This window comes from Micromonospora sp. USAFONa4, from assembly GCF_057197825.1.
In genome coordinates, this window is sequence record NZ_CM170072.1 from 2,275,341 (window position 1) to 2,292,193 (window position 16,853).

Genomic DNA, 16,853 nt, shown 5'->3' on the forward strand with positions numbered 1-16,853 from the left:
GGCCCCACGGCACCGCTGATTCGCTCGCTTCGATCGCTCATCGGAGTTCCTCCTCGTCGACCCTGATCACCCAGTTGGCGAACGTCTCGCCCGTCTCCCGGCCCGCCAGGTAGCGCCGGGCCAGCCGCTCCACGTACGCCGGAAGCTCCTCGGCGGTGGTCTTCAGACCGCGCAGCTTGCGGCCGAACCCGGCCGTCTGTCCCTCGGCCATGCCCAGCCCGCCGCCGAGGTGGACCTGGAAGCCCTCCACCTGGCGCCCGTCCGGGCCGACGACGAGCTGGCCCTTGAGGCCGATGTCGGCGACCTGGGTGCGGGCGCAGGCGTTGGGGCAGCCGTTGAGGTGGATGGAGATGTCGGCGTCGAAGTCGCGCAGCCGCTCCTCCAGCCGGGCCACCAGCTCCTCGCCGCGCGCCTTGGTCTCGACGATGGCCAGCTTGCAGTACTCGATGCCGGTGCAGGCCATCGTGCCGCGCCGCCAGGCCGACGGCTGCGCCTCCAGGCCGATCCCGCGCAGCCCGCGCACCAGCGAGTCGGTCCGCTCCGGCGCCACGTCCAGCACCAGCAGCTTCTGGTACGGGGTCAGCCGCACCCGCCCGCTGCCGTGCGCCTCGACCACGTCGGCCAGGCGGGCGAGCTGCCCGCCGGAGACCCGGCCCACCACCGGGGCAGCCCCGACGTAGTTGCGCCCGTCGCGCTGCGGGTGCACCCCGATGTGGTCCACCGGCCTGTCGGGCAGCTGCGGGGCCGGGCCGTCGAGCAGCGCCCGGCCCAGGTACTCCTTCTCCAGCACCTCGCGGAACTTCTCCACGCCCCAGTCGGCGACCAGGAACTTCAGCCGGGCGCGGTTGCGCAACCGGCGGTAGCCGTAGTCGCGGAAGATGCCGACCACGCCCGCCCAGACGTCCGGCACCTCCTCCAGCGACACCCAGACGCCGAGCCGCTTGGCCAGCATCGGGTTCGTGGACAGGCCGCCGCCGACCCAGACGTCGAAGCCCGGCCCGTGGTCCGGGTGGTCCACCCCGAGAAAGGAGATGTCGTTCGCCTCGTACGGGGTGTCGACGAGCCAGGAGATGGAGGTCTTGAACTTGCGCGGCAGGTTGGAGTACGCCTTGTCGCCCACGTAGCGGCGGACGATCTCGTCGACCGCCGGCGTCGGATCGAGCAGTTCGTCGCGGGCCACCCCGGCGACCGGGCTGCCCAGCACCACCCGGGGGCAGTCGCCGCACGCCTCGGTGGTCTGCAGGCCGACGGACTCCAGGCGGCGCCAGATCTCCGGCATGTCCTCGACCCGGATCCAGTGGTACTGGATGTTCTGCCGGTCGGTGATGTCGGCGGTGTCCCGGGCGAACTCGCGGGAGATGTCCGCGACCACCCGCAGCTGCGCCAGGCTCAGCTCGCCCCCGTCCACCCGGACCCGGAGCATGAAGAACTCGTCCTCCAGCTCGTGCGGCTCCAGCACGGCCGTACGGCCGCCGTCGATGCCCGCCTTGCGCTGGGTGTAGAGACCCCACCAGCGGAAGCGGCCACGGAGGTCCTGCGGGTCGATCGAGGCGAACCCGTGGTGGGCGTAGATGTTCTCGATCCGGGCCCGTACGTTCAGCGGGTCGTCGTCCTTCTTGATCCGCTCGTTGGGGTTGAGCGGCTCGCGGTGACCGAGCGCCCACTGACCTTCACCTCGGGGCCGGCGGGGGGTCCGGGCCGGTCGGGGGGACGTCGGGTCCCCGGCCCGGGCCGGGATGCTGCTGACCGCCATGGCGGCGTCCTCCGTTGTCTGCGGTGCCTCGGGAACACGCAAGGCGCGCGGCCGACCCGTCGGAACGGGCTGGCGACAACGGTGTCGGAACAGCCGGCGCGAGGCGCGCCCGAGACAGAGTGATCGGGCGTCGTCAGTGGGCCGGACAGATCGCGCTGCGCACGCGGCCGTAGTCGACGTGGCGACGAGCCACGAAGCGGCGGACGACAGCGGCGGTCATGGAAGTCATGCTGCCACACGCGAGGGGGGCCGGCCAACGAGTGCGTGCGGGATCCCACATCACGGGCCACGCCCCGAAGACCGCCGATGCTAGGCTCCGCCGCCACCCGAACGGAGGAAACCCCCATGACCGACCCGCACGCCGCCCCCGTCACGACGGGCACCGGGACGACGACCGCCCCGGCCGCCGGCCCGGTTCCCCGGCGTCGACGCCGCGTCGTGGTGGTCGCCGCCGCCCTGCTCGGGCTGCTCCTCGTGGGGGCCGGCGCCGTGGTGGCGTACCGGAGCTTCGCGTCGCCCGCCGACGAGGACAGCGGGGTACGCGCGTGCCGCTCCAGCGGGGTGCTGCTGCGCGGTGAGCAGGGGCCCCTCGTGCCCCGCGAGAAGCTGGTGGAGCTGACCGAGCTCTTCCAGGCCTCGGCAGACCCCCAGCTCGCGAAGGTCGGGGCCACCATGGTCGGTCAGGTGGAACGGGTGCAGCGGCTACGCGGCGAGACCGGGCCGGGGGCCGAGCTCTACCGGCAGACGCTGCGCCAGATCCTGCCCCATTTCGTGGCCGCGTGCGGGAGGCACGGGGTCACGGTCGAGGGCTGACGCCGGCGCCCGATCGGCGGATCGGCGCACCGGACGGCCGGACTGTGTGACGCTGCGGTATGTGACCGGTTCCGCTGACCCGCCCGGCGACCGCGTCCCGCCGGCGCGCGAGGCGGTGAGCGGGCCGGACCGCACGGGCCGGCTGATCTGGATCGGGCCGAGCCTGGCCACGCTGGCCGTGGTGCTGACCGGGATCGACCACGCGCAGCCGTGGCGCGACGAGCTGGCCACCTGGAGCGCGGCGAGCCGGTCGCCCGGGGACCTCGTCCGGCTCGCCGGCACCATCGACGCCGCCACCAGCCCCTACTACCTGTTCATGCACGCCTGGGTGGCCGTCTTCGGCGACTCGGTGACCGCGCTGCGGCTGCCCGCCGCACTGGCCATGGCCGCCACGGCCGGGCTGACCGCGCTCCTCGGGCAGCGCCTGCTCGGTGCCCGGGCCGGACTGCTCGCCGGGCTGCTCCTCGCAGTGCTCCCGGGCACCTCGCGGTACGGCCAGGAGGCCCGCCCGTACGCGCTGGCCACCTTCCTGGCGGTGCTGGCGACCCTGCTGCTGGTCGAGGCGACGGCCCGACCCGGGTGGACGCGCTGGGCCGGGTACGCCGCCGCCGTTGCCGCGCTCGGGCTCACCCACCTGGTCGCGCTCACCCTGCTCGCCGCGCACGCGGTGGCGGTGCTCGCCACCCGCCGTACGGGGCCGCCGAACCGCCCGCTGCGCTGGGCGCTCGCCCTGCTGCCCACCGTGCTGCTGCTGACCCCGCTGGTGCTGCTCGGCAGGGAACAGCGCTCCCGGCAGCTCGGCTGGGTGGATGCCGTCCGTCCCGACGACCTGGCCGCGCTCGCGGGCGGGGTGGCGCAGAGCGGGGTGGTGGGCGGGGTCCTGGTGGGCCTCGCGGCGCTCGGTGCGGCACGCCTGGGCCGGCGCGCCCTGCTGCCCGGGCTCGCCGTGCTGCTGCCCGTGCTGCTGCTCTTCGCCGCGGGGCTGGTCGTACCGCTCTGGGTGCCCCGGTACCTCGTCTTCGTGGTGCCCTTCGCCTGCCTGCTCGCGGGCGCGGCGCTGGCGACGGTGCCGCTGCCGCCCGCGCTGGCCGTCGTCGCCCTGGCCGGGCTGCTCGGGCTGCCCGACCAGGCGGCGCTGCGGCGTACCCACGAGTGGCCGCGCAGCGCGACGGTGGACTACCGGGGCGCGGCCCGGATCGTCGCCGACGGTCAGCGGCCGGGCGACGCGGTCGTCTACTCCCCCCGGGAGAGCTGGCTCTTCCTCGACCTGGGTCTCGCGTACCACCTGGGCGACCGTCGGCCCCGTGACGTGCTGGTGACGCGGGACCAGGCCCGCCGGGGCGACCTGTGGGCCGCGGAGTGCGCCCGCCCGGCCGAGTGCCTGGCCGGCGCGGAACGGGTCTGGCTGGTCCTGGCCGGCCGCCGCGACGATCCGCTGGCCGCCGTCGCCGGCGCCAAGGGCGACGCGCTGCGCGCCGGCTACACCGTCGAACAGGTCTGGCCGCGCCCGGGACTCACCGTCGCCCTGCTGACCCGCTGACCAACCCGCCCCGGCCGTCGCGTCGGTGCGTCCGGGTCAGCCGGCGGGACGGCCCTCGGGGGCGTTGCGCACCAGCGGGACGACGAGCGTCGCCTCGGTGCCGCCCTTCGCGCCGTCGCGCAGCTCGATGGTGCCGCGCAGCTCGCCGGTGACCAGCGCGCGGACGATCTGCAAGCCGAGGTTGCCGCTCCGCTCGGCGTCGAAGTCGGGCGGCAGCCCGCGCCCGTTGTCGGTGACCGAGACGTGCAGCATCTTGCGGAACCGGTGCGCCGACAGCACCACCTCCGGCTCCACCGGACCGGCCGCCTCCGCCACGGCCGCTCCCGGGGCGGGCGGCCCGGCCGCGACCGGGGCGGGGGTTCCGGGGCCGGTCGGGTCGGCGGGCGTCTCGGCGGCCGGCGGGAAGCCGTGCTCGACGGCGTTGAGCAGCAACTCGTTGAGCACCATCACCAGCGACGTGGCGACCTCGGCGGGCAGCACGCCGAAGCTGCCCTCGCGCCGCATGCCGACCGTGGCCTCCGTCGCGGCCACCTCCGTGGCGGCGCTGGCCACCCGGTCGACGATGCCGTCGAACTCGACCGCCTCGTCGCTGGACATGGAGAGGGTCTCGTGCACCAGCGCGATGGAGGCGACCCGGCGTACCGACTCCTCCAGGGCGACCCGGGCCTCCGGCATCGACACCCGGCGGGCCTGGAGCCGCAGCAGGGCGGCGACGGTCTGGAGGTTGTTCTTCACCCGGTGGTGGATCTCCCGGATGGTGGCGTCCTTGGTGATCAGGGCACGGTCGCGGCGGCGTACCTCGGTGATGTCGCGGACCAGCACCAGCGCGCCGATCGGCACCCCGGCGGGCATCAGCGGCAGCGCCCGGGTGAGCATCGTCGCACCCCGCGCGTCGATCTCCCGGCGGGGCGGCGCCTCGCCGCGCAGCGCCGCGAGGATGCCGTTCGCCGCGTCGGTGCCCTCCAGCGGGTCGCTCGCCAGTCGGCGGTGCAGCGCGGCCAGGTCCTCGCCCACCAGGTGGGAGGCATAGCCCAGCCGCCGGTACGCCGACTGCGCGTTCGGGCTCGCGTAGGTGACCTTGCCGCCGGCGTCGAGCCGGACCAGCCCGTCGCCGACGCGCGGGGCCGACGTGGTCTCCCCGGGATGGCGCGGCGGCGGGAAGGTCCCGTCGGCGATCATCTGGGCCAGGTCGTCGGCGGTGGTGAGGTAGTTCAGCTCCAGCTGGCTCGGGGTGCGCGCGGTGGAGAGGTTGGTGTCCCGCCCCACCACGGCGATCACCTCGCCGGCCTCGCCGTCGGTGGTGCGCAACCGGACCGGGATCGCCTCGTGCCGGGCCGGCACGTCGCCGTACCAGACCGGGTCGCCCTCCCGCCAGATCCGGCCCTGCCGGTGGGCCACCTCCAGGTGGGCCACCTCGGGCCCGCCGACGATCCGCCCCACCTGGTCGTCCAGGTACGCGGTGGGCGCGGTCGTCGGCCGGACCTGGGCGACGCAGAGGAACGCGCCGTCCCCGTCCACGGGCACCCAGAGCAGCAGGTCGGCGAAGGACAGATCGGAGAGCAACTGCCAGTCGCCGGCGATGCGGTGCAGGTGGTCGATGTCGGCCGGGCGGAGGCGGGTGTGCTCCTCGGCGAGGTTGCGCAGCGTGGACACGTCGACCAGCGTGCCACGACGGGCGTCACATCGTCGCGGTGACCTTCTTCAGCCCGCGCGGCGCGTCCGGGTCCTCGCCCCGGGCGAGCGCCAGCGCCAGCGCCAGGCGCTGCAACGGCAGGATGTCCAGCAGCGGCGCGTAGCGCTCGTCGACCTCGGGGACGGCCATCCGGGTGGCGCCCTCGACGTCGGCGGAGCCGACCACCACCACGTCGGCGCGGCGCTCGCCGAGGCGGGGCAGCACCTCGCCCATCGACCGGCCGCCCGGCCCGGAGCCGACCACGGCGAGCACCGGCACGTCCGGGTCGGTCATGGCGAGGGGGCCGTGCAGTAGGTCGGCGCCGGAGAACGCGAGCGCCGGCAGGTAGGAGGTCTCCATCAGCTTCAGCGCGGCCTCGCGGGCGGTCGGGTACGCGTACCCCCGGCCGGTGGTGACGAGCTGGCCGGCGAACCGGTAGCGGGGCGCGAGCTGGGTGGGGGTGGTGTCCTCCAGGGTGCGCGCGGCGAGCTCGGGCAGGGCGGCGAGCGCCTCGCGTTCGTCGGCGGGCAGCGCGCCGTCGCCGGCCCGGACGCCCTCGACGAGCATCAGCAGGGCGAGCAGCTCGGCGGTGTAGGTCTTGGTGGCGGCCACCGCGCGCTCGTGCCCGGCGGCGATGTCGACGCTGAGCTCGGCGACGCCGGCCAGCCGGGAGTCGGGCGCGTTGGTGACCGCGAGGGTGAGCGCGCCGGAGGCGCGGGCGGTGCGCAGCACCTCGGCGAGGTCGGGCGAGCCGCCGCTCTGGCTGACGCCGACGACCAGCGCGTCGGAGAGGTCCGGCTTCGCGCCGTAGAGGGTGACGACGCTGGGCGAGGCGAGGCCGGCGGGCAGGCCGAGCCGGATCTCGGTCAGGTACGCCCCGTAGAGGGCCGCGTGGTCGGAGGTGCCCCGGGCGGTGAAGACCACGTGCCGCGGGCGGCGTTCCGCGATGACCGCCGCCACCTGGGCGATCGCCCCGGCGTGCTCGGCGGAGAGCAGCCGCTCGTAGCCCGCCGGCTGCTCGTCGATGTCGGCCGCCATGCCGGCCCCTGCACGCGTCACGGAAACTCCTCCCACTGCGCGGTTGCCGCGCGTTTCCTGCTCAGTCTTGCACGTTTGCGCTGGCGTGAGCAATCGAACGAGCAGTAGTGCGCAGATGATCACCATCTCGGCGCAACATCACCTAGGCTTGCCCGGCCCCACCGACCGACGAGCGAGAGGACGACGTGCCCGAGGACGACCGGTCGCTGTCCGCGGCGGAGGAACTTGCCCTGGCCCGTCTCGCCATGGACGACAACGACCTGGCACACGCGGCCGGTCACGTCGCCGCCGCACTGGCCCAGGCCCCGACCCTGCCCGAGGTGCACGAGACCCTCGCCCGGCTCGCCGCCACCGACGGCGCGGGCGGCGTCGACCTCTTCCCGCTCCAGGGCCACGCCTTCGTCGGCGCCGTCGTGGCCCGCGCGCACCTGCTCGCCGCCGCCGGCCGGCCAGCCGAGGGGCTGGACCTGCTGGTCGCGGCGACCGGCCACGCGCCGGGGACGGACTGGGCCGGGGTGCCGTGGGTCACCACCCCGGAACTCGCCGAACGCCTCGAACCGGACCGGGCCGCCCGGATCCTCATGCAGGTCTGCGCCGCCGTGCCCGACCCGGTGCCCCGGGCCGGGCGGGCCGCCCTGGCCCCCTACCTGGCACTGGCCCGCAACGCCGTCACCGTCCACCCCGGGCACGGCCTGCTGCTGGGCGCGGCGTCCGCGCTGGCCAGGCGCGTCGGCGAGGTCGACCTGGCGATCCGCTGGGCCGCCCGGGGCGTACGCGCGGAGCCGTCGAAGATCGGCGAGGTGTGGCTCGGGTACGCGTACCGCAGCGCCGGGCGCACCCGGGAGGCGCTGGCGGCACTCGGCCGGGCCGTCGCGCACGACCCCGACGACCTAACCGTCTACGCCGACATCGCCGGCACGCTCGCCGACAACGGGCGGCTCGACGAGGCGCTCGGCTGGATCGACCGGGCGCTGGCCCGGGACCCCTCCTTCGAGTGCGCCGTGCACACCGCACACCGGCTGCGGCACCAGCGCGACGGCGACGTGGCGCACCTGGTCGCACTCGCCGACTTCGTCCGGGACCACCCCGACGACACGCACGAGCACGGCGACCTGGCCGAGAGCTGCCGGGGCCGGCCCTGGCTCGGGCAGGTCACCCCGGCGACCGGGCCGGTGGTGGACGCGCTGCGTCAGGCCGTCACCGACGAGCGCGTCGGCCTCGGCGCCGTACGGCTGGACCAGCCCCCGCCGCCCAGCGCGCTGCGTGCCGCCGCGACGGCCGCGCCCGGGCTGCGGATCGAGGTGGCCGGCGTGCCCGACCCGGACCCGCGCGAGCCCCGGCGGGCGACCGCCCGGCAGCTCTGGCGACCCGACGGGACGACGGTCGTGCCCGCCGTGCCGGCGCCCTCGCCGGAGGCGGCGGCGCGGCTGCGGCAGCTCGCCCACCCGGCGTGGTCGCACCCGCCGGCGGCGTACGACGCGGCGGTGGGCCTGGCCACCCTGGAACTGGACGACCTGCTCGGCCTGCTGGCGCACCCGCCGGAGGCGCCGCCGACCGCGTTGGGCCGGGTACTCGGGCAGGACCCCTCGCTCTGGGTGCGCTGCGTCCAGGTGTGGGCGTGCCTGGGCCTGCTGCACCACCGCACCGACGAGCCGTGGGCGGAGTCGACCCGGCGCCAAGTGCTGCTGGACCTGGTCTGGGGGGTCGAGGACTGGGTCACCGAGGCGGCCCTGTTCGCCCTGGTCACCGCCGCCTGGGTCGACCCGGACGTGCGCCCCGACGTGGCCCGGGTGGTCACCGAGCGGCTGGCCGACGTGGCAGCGGTCGCCCGGACCCGCCCGGCGCCGATCGCACCGTCGCTGGCGCACCTGGCCCTGGCCAGCCCGGCCCTGGATCCGGAGACGGCGGCCCTGGCCACCGCGCTGACGGCTACCGCCCCGATCACCCGGCCGCGTTCCCGCCTGCGCCGCCTCTGGGGGCTGCTCAGGCGCCGGTGAGCCGTCGCCGCCGGCGGCTCACGCGCCGGTCAGCTCCAGCCGGAGGCCGAGCAGGCGCACCCCGTCCACGGGCGCCCAGTCCAGCTCGGGCACCCGTACGAAGCCACGCCGCCGGTAGAGCCGCTGGGCGGAGGCGGCGAAGCCGTCGCGGACGCAGATGACGACGGCGGAACAGCCCAGCTCGCTCGCCCGCGACACGCAGGCCTCGACCAGCGCCGCGCCGACGCCCCGCCCCTGCGCGGCCGGGTCCACCGCCAGCATCCGGAACTCCGCCTCACCCGCCCGGGAAAGCTCGGCGTAGCGGCTGCCGGGCAGGACGAGGGTCACCGAGCCGAGCAGCTCGCCGGTGGCCTCGTCGACGGCGACGAGCACCTCGCCGTCGGTGGCCCGGGACGCCACGTCGGCGAGTACGGCGGCGTAGCCGTGCTCGTTCTTCAGCTGGCCGTCCGCCTCGTACGCGGCCACCGTCAGCCGGGCCACCGCCGCGAAGTCGGCCGGCCCGGCCCGGCGCACCGAGAGGCCGGTCAATCGATCACCGCGATCAGGTCACCGTCCTGCACGACGTCGCCCTCGTTGACCGCGAGCTGCTTGACGACACCGTCGGACTCGGCGACGACCGGGATCTCCATCTTCATCGACTCCAGGATCACCAGGGTGTCCCCCTCGGACACGGTGTCCCCGGCCGACGCGACGACCTTCCAGACGTTCGCCACCATCTCGGCGCGGATCTCCTCGGCCATCTTCGGGCCCTCCCTCTCGCGGTTGCCTGCCGACGTATCCAATCATGCGGGCGACCTCCGGCGGGCGTGGAGCGGCGCGGGCCGGGCCGATGATCGACTCAGGGGCGGTCCCCCGGCGGGTCGTGCGGCGTGGCGCGGCGTCGGCTGCCCCGGCGGACGACGGCGGGTGCCGGCCGCACTAGCATCAGCGGGTCGGACCCGGCGCCGGGAGGACCGGTGCGTGCACCGGCGCCGAGATCGTGCGCAGGCGGGATCCGACCATCACGAGGAGGTCACCATGGCGAAGAAGGCCCGCAAGAAGAAGGCCCGCAAGAAGAGCGGCGCGAACCACGGCAAGCGCCCCAACTCCTGACCGGCGGCCGGGCCCCACGGCCCGGCGTCGACCAGTCGGCGCAGACGCCGGTGGCCCGGGTCGTCACGACCCGGGCCACCGGCGTTGCTGTCCCCGGGGGCACCGACCTCGGTCGGCTGCCGCACCCGGCCCGACCTCAGTCGGCAAGCTCCTTCGACTCGGTGCCCTCGAAGACGACCAGCTCGGTGAGGCGCAGCCGCAGCCGCTCCCGCAGCTGGTCGGGCGCGGTCTCGTTGCCGCAGCAGCGGGCCACCAGCGCCCGCACCTCCTGCTCGATGCCGTACTCGCGCAGGCACGGGCCGCACTCGTCGAGGTGGTGCCGGATCAGCGTGCGCCGCTCCTCCGCGCACTCCAGATCCAGGTAGAGGTAGACCTCCGCGATGACCTCGCGGCAATCCGTCTCGTGCGGATCTCCACAGCTCATGTCAGACCTCCCGGCCGGCGGAAGCGGTCGAGCCCTTCTTCGACGCCGCGGCGCTGAAGCCCCGCTCTGCGGCGTACTGTTCGAGCAGCTTGCGCAGATTACGCCGGCCCCGGTGCAGACGCGACATGACCGTGCCGATCGGCGTGCCCATGATGTCGGCGACCTCCTTGTAGGAGAAGCCCTCGACATCGGTGAGGTAGACGGCCAGGCGGAACTCCTCCGGCAACTGCTGGAGGGCCTCCTTGACGTCGCTGTCCGGCAGCCGGTCCAGCGCCTCGGTCTCGGCCGAGCGCAGCCCGCTGGAGGTGTGCGACTCGGCCTCGGCGAGCTGCCAGTCGGTGATCTCGTCGGTCGGCGCCTGGATGGGCTGGCGCTGCCGCTTGCGGTAGGAGTTGATGTAGGTGTTGGTCAGGATCCGGTAGAGCCAGGCCTTCAGGTTCGTGCCCTGCTCGAACTGGTGGAAGGCGGCGTACGCCTTCAGGTAGGTCTCCTGGACCAGGTCCTCGGCATCCGCCGGGTTGCGGGTCATCCGCAGCCCGGCAGCGTAGAGCTGATCGACGAAGGGCATCGCGTCCCGCTCGAAGCGGGCCCTGCGCTCGTCCGTCTTCTCGGTGGTCAACCGCACATCCCCTCGCGTCGGATGCTTTCCCGCCGAGGATACGCGTACGGACGTGCCCGCAGATTCACTTCCGGCGGGTGTGCTCGTGCTCACCGTGTGCGTGCTCACCACGGCCGGGCCGACCGGCGGCACCACCGCGGGCCAGTCCGGGCCGCCCAGCAGCCGTCGCAACTGGCGCGCTCCCCGCTCGTCCCGTTCCCGGACCCGCGTCTCGGTCGGCACCGGTCTCCCCCCTCGCCAGAAATGTCGTCCCGGGGGGTGCAACGCCCCCGACGGGGCGGGGCATTCCGCTCACCTCCCCCGTTCCTGGTCCCGGCGCCGGCGGAGGCCGACGCTGGGACCAGGAAGGGCCTGGGAGGACCGACGCCGCCCGCCCGAACCGGGCGTCCGGCGCCATCCGATGCAACGACCCGCCGCGGCAGGCGGACACGGCCCGCCGGAGCGCCGGGCGTCCGCCGCGGAGCACGCCCGCACCCCGGTCACGGGAGGCGCCGGTCCCGGTCGCGTGGGCGGCGGGGGCAGCGGGGGCGGCGGTCAGCCTCGCGCCCAGCCCCGCCCGCGCAGCCAGTCGCGCACCACGGCGGCCGTGCCGGCCGGGTCCCCCCGCAGGTCGTGCCGCTCCCCCGGCCGGGTCACCACGTGCATCCCCGGCCCCGGCTCCGGCACCCCGAACGGGTCACGGTCGCCGTTGACCACGAGGGTCGGCAGGCCGGTCGCCAACTCCGCCGCCCGCGACCGCTCCGGGCGGCCGGGCGGATGCAGCGGGAACGCGAGCGCGACGACCCCGGCGGCGCCCACCGCGGGCGCGGTGCGGCACGCCACCCGCGCGCCGCTGGACCGGCCGCCCACCAGCAGCGGTACGCCGGGATGCCGCTGCCGCAGCACGGCGAGCACGGCGGTCCACGCCTCGTCGAGGTGTCCCGCCGGTGCCGGCGCACGCCGTCCGGCGACGCGGTACGGCTGGGTCACCCGGGCCACCACCAGCCCGGCGTCGACCGCCGCGTCCCGGAGCGCACGCAGGTCGGGAGCGTCGACGTCGCCGCCCGCGCCGTGCCCGAGCACCAGCAGGGCGCTCGGCGCACCCGCCGGCAGGTCGGTGTCGACCCGGGCGGGCCCGCGCGGGGTGGGTACGTCGTCGTCCTCGGGCATCGGCCCATTCTGCGGTGTCCGGGGCACGACGGGCAGCCGGCCCGCCGAGGTGGCGGGCCGGCTACGACCGGTTCAGTCGACGGTCAGCTCAGCGGCACCAGGGTGAGCAGCCGGTCCCGGACCGGCGGACCCGCCTCGCGGGCGGCGTCCGGATCCGGTTGCACCTCCTCGCGCCAGGCGACCAGCATCGCCCGCCGTTCGCGCGGTGTGGTGCCGCCCCAGACGCCGTGGCAGTCACCCACGTCCAGCGCCCAGGCCAGGCAGGATCCCTGCACGTCACAGCTGCGGCAGAGCGCGACGGCGGCGTCGGCCGGCTCGTTCGGCGCCGGAAAGAACGTTTCCGGGTCGACGTTCTGGCAGGTTCCCCTGGTGCGCCACGCCTCGTCCTGTCGCCGCTCCCGCAACGCCCGCAACAGCCGCGGATCCCGTCGTGCGGTGGCCACCTCGTGCGGCCGGGGCATACGTGCCCGTGTCATCCACCCACCTCCCCCGTGGGACCGGCAAGATCGGTGTGCGTCGTCCGCCCCGTGCGAGTCGCGCCCACTACCGGCGCTGTGTTGTATCGCACTTCCGGACACCGGGACAAGACTTCACGGCGAATATGGGTGAACGTCGGGGCGACGTTTCGCCCGCAACTCTGGCAAATCACGCCCGACAATGTGTCGGACTGTCAGAAGAGCGTCATTTCCTCTGGCGCGGCGTCCCGGGCGAGCGGCACCCTCTCGGTCAACTGCGGCCCGTCGTTACGCACGTCGCCCACCGCCGTGCCCACCGGGCGGATCTCCAGCGCCGCGAGCCAGTGGGGCGCGGGCGGCGCGAGCAGGCCCGCCGGCTCGTCGGTCGACAGCCACGCCCCCCAGCGGTCGCGGGGCAGCAGCAGCGGCATCCGGTCGTGCACCTCGGCCAACTCGCCCAGCGCGGCGGTGGTGAGCACGCTGAACGTCAGCAGCGGGCCGCCGGAGCCGTCCCAGACCGACCAGATGCCGGCGAAGGCGAGCACCGAGCCGTCCGACGGGGTCATGTAGTAGGGCTGCTTGCGCCCGTCGGCCGCGCGGACCCACTCGTACCAGCCGTCGGCCGGGACGAGGCAGCGGCGGCGGGCGAAGGCCCCGGCGTACGCCCGGCTGGTGGCGACCGTCTCGGCGCGGGCGTTGATCATGCGGGCGGCGCCCGCGGGCGACCTCGACCAGGACGGGACCAGACCCCAGCGGCCGACCGACAGCGCGCGGTGGCCCTCCGGGCTCATCCGCACCAGCGGCACCGGGTCGGTGGGCGCGACGTTGTGGTCGGGGCCGACCCCGCCGCCGGTCTCGTCCTGGGACTCGAACAGCGCGCTCAGGTCGCCCGCGCTCCGGGTCGTCGCGTACCTACCGCACATGCCGCACACGCTAACCCGCCGCGCGCCGCCCGGCTGTCCCGCTGACCGGGAGGACGCGTGCCGGCCGGCGCCACCCGCCGTCGGACGCGGCAGAATGTAACCGTGGGGAACCTGATCGCGACCCGGCCGCCGCAGCCGTGGACCGCTCCGACCGCCTCCGATCCGGTCGCGGCGACGCTGCGCCTGCCCGGGTCCAAGTCGATGACTGCACGCGCCCTGGTGCTGAGCGCGCTGGCCGGCGGACCGTCGACCCTGGCCGGGCCGCTGCGCGCGCGGGACACCGAGCTGATGGCCGCCGGACTGCGCGCGATGGGCGCGCACATGTCGATCAGCGACGAGGAACGCTGGCTGGTCCGCCCCCACCCGCTGGTCGGCCCCGCACACGTCGACGTCGGCCTGGCCGGCACCGTGATGCGCTTCGTCCCGCCCGTGGCGGGCCTGGCCGACGGGCGGATCACCTTCGACGGCGACCCGCAGGCCCGCACCCGGCCCCTCGGCCCGCTGATCGGGGCGCTGCGCTCCCTCGGCGCCCGCGTGGACGCCCCCGCCACCGGCAGCCTGCCGCTGACCGTGCTCGGCGCCGGGCGGGTGGCCGGCGGCGAGGTGGTGATCGACGCCTCCGCCTCCAGCCAGCTGGTGTCCGGGCTGCTGCTGGCCGCGCCGCGCTTCGACCGGGGCGTGGTGGTCCGGCACGTGGGCCCGCCGGTGCCCTCCGCGCCGCACCTGCGGATGACGGTGCAGATGCTCCGGGCCGCCGGCGCGGCGGTCGACGACGGCACCCCCGACGTGTGGGTGGTCGAGCCGGGCCCGCTGACGGGGCGCGGCTGGCAGATCGAGCCGGACCTCTCGGGCGCCGTGCCGTTCTTCGCCGCCGCCCTGGTCACCGGCGGCGAGGTGACCCTCCAGGGCTGGCCGCGCAGCAGCGCCCAGCCCGTCGAGCAGCTCCGCTCGCTGCTCCAGCGGATGGGCGGCGAGGTGACCCTCTCCACCGACGGGCTGACGGTCCGGGGCACCGGTGCGGTGCACGGCCTCGAAGCCGACCTCTCCGACGTCAGCGAGCTGACCCCGGCGCTCACCGCGCTGGCCATGCTCGCCGACTCGCCGTCGGTGTTCACCGGCGTCGGCCACATCCGCGGCCACGAGACCGACCGGCTGACCGCGCTGGCACGGGAGTTCACCGCCCTCGGCGCCGACATCACCGAGTCCCCCGACGGGCTCGAGATCCGGCCCCGGCCGCTGCACGGCGGGGTGTTCGAGACCTACCACGACCACCGGATGGCGCACGCCGCCGCCGTGGCCGGCCTGGCCGTCCCCGGCATCGAGCTGAGCGACGTGGCGTGCACCTCGAAGACCATGCCCGAGTTTCCGGCACTATGGTCGGCGTTGGTGACCGGCAAGAGCTGACACGACGGGGGGCGGGTCCTGGCGACCAGACGACGGGAGTACGACGAGGACGACGTCCGGGTGCGGCCCGGCAGGTCGTCGCGCCCGCGTACCCGCACCCGACCCCGGCACTCCGACGCGGTGGACGGCTTCGTGATCGCCGTCGACCGGGGCCGCTACACGTGCGTGCCGCCCGACGCCGGGCCGGACGCGCCCCTGGTCACCGCGATGCGGGCCCGGGAGCTGGGGCGCAAGTCGGTGGTGGTCGGCGACCGCGTCGGCCTGGTCGGGGACACCTCCGGCGCGGCCGGGGCGCTGGCCCGGATCGTCCGGATCGCCGAACGGACGTCGGTGCTGCGGCGCACCGCCGACGACGACGAGACCACCGCCGAGGGACGGCTGGAACGGGTGGTCGTCGCCAACGCCGACCAGTTGGTCATCGTCAGCGCGCTGGCCGACCCGCCGCCGCGCACCGGCTTCATCGACCGGTGCCTGGTGGCCGCGTACGACGCCGGGATCGAGCCGCTGCTCTGCCTCACCAAGGCCGACCTGGCCGGCCCCGAGGCGGTGCTCGACTACTACGCCGAGCTGGAGCTGCCGTACGTGCTGATCCGCCCGGACTCCGACCTCGACGCGCTGCGCGACCTGCTCGCCGGGCGGGTCTCGGTCATGGTCGGGCACTCCGGGGTGGGCAAGTCGACGCTGGTCAACCGCCTCGTGCCGGACGCCGCCCGGGCGGTCGGCACGGTCAGCGCGATCGGCCGGGGCCGGCACACCTCCACGAGCGCGGTGGCGCTGCGACTGCCCCGGGACCCGGCGCACGGCGAGGACGCCCCGGCCGGCTGGATCGTCGACACCCCGGGGGTACGCAGCTTCGGGCTCGCGCACGTCTCCGCCGACAGCCTGCTGCACGGCTTCCCCGACCTGGTCGAGGGGACGGTCGACTGCCCCGCCAACTGCCCGCACACGCCGGACGAGACCGCCTGCGGGCTGGACGCCTGGGTCGCCGCCGGCAAGGCCGACGCGCGGCGGCTGGCCTCGTACCGCCGGCTGCTGGCCTCCCGGTCGGGCGAGGGCGACGCGCGCGAACCCGATCAGCGGAACCCGGGCGACCCGCTCGCGGGGTCCTGAGCCGGTCGCCGCTACCGTCTAGGCATGCCCGGGTACGCCGACGACCTCGCCCTCGCCCACCTGCTCGCCGACGCCGCCGACGCCGTCTCCACGGCCCGGTTCCGCGCGCTCGACCTGCGGGTCGAGGCGAAACCCGACCTGACCCCGGTCTCCGACGCGGACACCGCGGTGGAGCGGGAGATCCGGGCGCTGCTGGCCGTGCACCGGCCGGGCGACGGCCTGCTGGGCGAGGAGTACGGCGAGGAACCCGCCAGCGGCCCGGACGGTCGCCGGTGGGTGGTCGACCCGATCGACGGGACGAAGAACTTCATCCGGGGCGTGCCCGTGTGGGCCACCCTGATCGCGCTGCTGGAGTCCGACCGCCCGGTCGCCGGGCTGGTCTCCGCGCCGGCGCTCGGCCGCCGCTGGTGGGGCGCGCTCGGCGAGGGCGCGTACGCGGGGCCGGACGCCGCCGGCGGCACGCCGATCCGGGTCTCCGCGGTACGGGACCTCGCGGACGCGAGCTTCTGCTACTCGTCGCTGACGGGGTGGGAGTCCGCCGGACGGCTGGACGCGATGCTCCAGCTGATGCGGGACACCTGGCGCAGCCGGGCGTACGGCGACTTCTACGGCTACATGCTGCTGGCCGAGGGCGCGCTGGACGTGATGGTGGAGCCGGAGCTGTCGCTGTGGGACGTCGCCGCGCTGGTGCCGATCGTCACCGAGGCGGGCGGGACGTTCACCGACCTGGCCGGCCGGCCCGCCCCTTCCGGCGACGCCGGCACCGAGAGCAGCGCCGTGGCCAGCAACGGCGCGCTGCACGCCGACATCCTCGCCCGGCTGGGTCGGCCAACCGAGCACTGACCCCCGGCAGCCTCTATCCTC

Annotated in this window: 17 protein-coding genes; 7 read left to right on the plus strand and 10 right to left on the minus strand. The window is 75.5% G+C overall.

Annotated elements, in window-relative coordinates:
- Positions 1 to 37 precede the first annotated feature (37 nt).
- A complete protein-coding gene (locus AC0OO9_RS09535) occupies positions 38 to 1,753 on the minus strand; it encodes a nitrite/sulfite reductase (protein WP_484516997.1) in 1,716 nt (571 codons plus the stop codon).
- A gap of 345 nt (positions 1,754 to 2,098) precedes the next feature.
- On the opposite strand from AC0OO9_RS09535, the gene AC0OO9_RS09540 reads away from it, so the two are divergent.
- Together AC0OO9_RS09540 and AC0OO9_RS09545 are read left to right on the plus strand one after the other, a co-directional pair.
- The gene (locus AC0OO9_RS09540) at positions 2,099 to 2,566 is read left to right on the plus strand and encodes a hypothetical protein (protein ID WP_484516998.1); all 468 of its coding nucleotides are present in this window, start codon (positions 2,099 to 2,101) and stop codon (positions 2,564 to 2,566) included.
- Positions 2,567 to 2,681: 115 nt separating this feature from the next.
- The gene (locus AC0OO9_RS09545) at positions 2,682 to 4,106 is read left to right on the plus strand and encodes a glycosyltransferase family 39 protein (protein WP_484517900.1); all 1,425 of its coding nucleotides are present in this window, start codon (positions 2,682 to 2,684) and stop codon (positions 4,104 to 4,106) included.
- Between the two features lie 36 nt (positions 4,107 to 4,142).
- Here AC0OO9_RS09545 and AC0OO9_RS09550 read toward each other — a convergent pair whose 3' ends face one another.
- Positions 4,143 to 5,759, minus strand: coding sequence for a histidine kinase N-terminal domain-containing protein (locus tag AC0OO9_RS09550; RefSeq protein WP_484516999.1), 1,617 nt, complete (start codon positions 5,757 to 5,759; stop codon positions 4,143 to 4,145).
- Between the two features lie 25 nt (positions 5,760 to 5,784).
- Positions 5,785 to 6,816, minus strand: coding sequence for an SIS domain-containing protein (locus AC0OO9_RS09555; RefSeq protein ID WP_484517901.1), 1,032 nt, complete (start codon positions 6,814 to 6,816; stop codon positions 5,785 to 5,787).
- A gap of 245 nt (positions 6,817 to 7,061) precedes the next feature.
- Between AC0OO9_RS09555 and AC0OO9_RS09560 the strand changes: the two genes are divergently transcribed.
- On the plus strand, positions 7,062 to 8,813 hold the full coding sequence (locus tag AC0OO9_RS09560) for a tetratricopeptide repeat protein (protein ID WP_484517902.1): 1,752 nt from the start codon (positions 7,062 to 7,064) through the stop codon (positions 8,811 to 8,813).
- Positions 8,814 to 8,831: 18 nt separating this feature from the next.
- Here AC0OO9_RS09560 and AC0OO9_RS09565 read toward each other — a convergent pair whose 3' ends face one another.
- Positions 8,832 to 9,341, minus strand: coding sequence for a GNAT family N-acetyltransferase (locus AC0OO9_RS09565; RefSeq protein ID WP_484517000.1), 510 nt, complete (start codon positions 9,339 to 9,341; stop codon positions 8,832 to 8,834).
- Positions 9,338 to 9,553, minus strand: a complete 216-nt coding sequence (locus AC0OO9_RS09570) for a biotin/lipoyl-binding carrier protein (RefSeq protein ID WP_088973021.1) — start codon at positions 9,551 to 9,553, stop codon at positions 9,338 to 9,340. The genes AC0OO9_RS09565 and AC0OO9_RS09570 overlap by 4 nt, the downstream gene beginning before the upstream one ends.
- Before the next feature lie 277 nt (positions 9,554 to 9,830).
- Between AC0OO9_RS09570 and AC0OO9_RS09575 the strand changes: the two genes are divergently transcribed.
- A complete protein-coding gene (locus AC0OO9_RS09575) occupies positions 9,831 to 9,905 on the plus strand; it encodes a 50S ribosomal protein bL37 (RefSeq protein WP_369700219.1) in 75 nt (24 codons plus the stop codon).
- A gap of 136 nt (positions 9,906 to 10,041) precedes the next feature.
- Here the strand turns inward: AC0OO9_RS09575 and rsrA are convergent, their stop codons facing one another.
- From rsrA to AC0OO9_RS09600, 5 genes are all read right to left on the minus strand, one after another.
- Complete coding sequence (rsrA, locus tag AC0OO9_RS09580) at positions 10,042 to 10,329, minus strand: mycothiol system anti-sigma-R factor (protein ID WP_132231099.1); 288 nt, start codon at positions 10,327 to 10,329, stop codon at positions 10,042 to 10,044.
- Between the two features lies 1 nt (position 10,330).
- Positions 10,331 to 11,170, minus strand: a complete 840-nt coding sequence (locus AC0OO9_RS09585; protein WP_484517001.1) for a sigma-70 family RNA polymerase sigma factor — start codon at positions 11,168 to 11,170, stop codon at positions 10,331 to 10,333.
- 312 nt (positions 11,171 to 11,482) lie between these two features.
- Positions 11,483 to 12,097 carry an alpha/beta hydrolase family protein gene (locus AC0OO9_RS09590; protein WP_484517002.1) on the minus strand — a complete coding sequence of 205 codons (615 nt, stop codon included), beginning with the start codon at positions 12,095 to 12,097 and terminating at the stop codon, positions 11,483 to 11,485.
- A gap of 83 nt (positions 12,098 to 12,180) precedes the next feature.
- Positions 12,181 to 12,573 (minus strand): WhiB family transcriptional regulator, encoded by a 393-nt coding sequence (locus tag AC0OO9_RS09595; RefSeq protein WP_132231096.1) that lies wholly within the window; start codon positions 12,571 to 12,573, stop codon positions 12,181 to 12,183.
- Positions 12,574 to 12,767: 194 nt separating this feature from the next.
- A complete protein-coding gene (locus AC0OO9_RS09600; protein ID WP_484517003.1) occupies positions 12,768 to 13,475 on the minus strand; it encodes an SOS response-associated peptidase in 708 nt (235 codons plus the stop codon).
- Positions 13,476 to 13,577: 102 nt separating this feature from the next.
- Between AC0OO9_RS09600 and aroA the strand changes: the two genes are divergently transcribed.
- The 3 genes from aroA (at position 13,578) to hisN (ending at position 16,832) form a co-directional block, all read left to right on the plus strand.
- The gene (gene aroA / locus AC0OO9_RS09605) at positions 13,578 to 14,879 is read left to right on the plus strand and encodes a 3-phosphoshikimate 1-carboxyvinyltransferase (protein ID WP_484517004.1); all 1,302 of its coding nucleotides are present in this window, start codon (positions 13,578 to 13,580) and stop codon (positions 14,877 to 14,879) included.
- A gap of 165 nt (positions 14,880 to 15,044) precedes the next feature.
- Entirely contained in the window at positions 15,045 to 15,989 is a 945-nt protein-coding gene (rsgA, locus tag AC0OO9_RS09610) for a ribosome small subunit-dependent GTPase A (RefSeq protein ID WP_484517903.1), read from the plus strand.
- A gap of 24 nt (positions 15,990 to 16,013) precedes the next feature.
- A complete protein-coding gene (hisN, locus tag AC0OO9_RS09615; RefSeq protein WP_484517005.1) occupies positions 16,014 to 16,832 on the plus strand; it encodes a histidinol-phosphatase in 819 nt (272 codons plus the stop codon).
- The last annotated feature ends 21 nt before the right edge of the window (positions 16,833 to 16,853 follow it).

Bases quoted from the DNA above. Each gene is read 5' to 3' on its own strand.
- AC0OO9_RS09535 (WP_484516997.1), bottom strand. From the start codon at position 1,753: ATGGCGGTCAGCAGCATCCCGGCCCGGGCCGGGGACCCGACGTCCCCC.
- AC0OO9_RS09540 (WP_484516998.1), top strand. From the start codon at position 2,099: ATGACCGACCCGCACGCCGCCCCCGTCACGACGGGCACCGGGACGACG.
- AC0OO9_RS09555 (WP_484517901.1), bottom strand. From the start codon at position 6,816: ATGGCGGCCGACATCGACGAGCAGCCGGCGGGCTACGAGCGGCTGCTC.
- AC0OO9_RS09560 (WP_484517902.1), top strand. From the start codon at position 7,062: ATGGACGACAACGACCTGGCACACGCGGCCGGTCACGTCGCCGCCGCA.
- AC0OO9_RS09570 (WP_088973021.1), bottom strand. From the start codon at position 9,553: ATGGCCGAGGAGATCCGCGCCGAGATGGTGGCGAACGTCTGGAAGGTC.
- rsrA (WP_132231099.1), bottom strand. From the start codon at position 10,329: ATGAGCTGTGGAGATCCGCACGAGACGGATTGCCGCGAGGTCATCGCG.
- AC0OO9_RS09590 (WP_484517002.1), bottom strand. From the start codon at position 12,097: ATGCCCGAGGACGACGACGTACCCACCCCGCGCGGGCCCGCCCGGGTC.
- AC0OO9_RS09595 (WP_132231096.1), bottom strand. From the start codon at position 12,573: ATGACACGGGCACGTATGCCCCGGCCGCACGAGGTGGCCACCGCACGA.
- AC0OO9_RS09600 (WP_484517003.1), bottom strand. From the start codon at position 13,475: ATGTGCGGTAGGTACGCGACGACCCGGAGCGCGGGCGACCTGAGCGCG.
- hisN (WP_484517005.1), top strand. From the start codon at position 16,014: ATGCCCGGGTACGCCGACGACCTCGCCCTCGCCCACCTGCTCGCCGAC.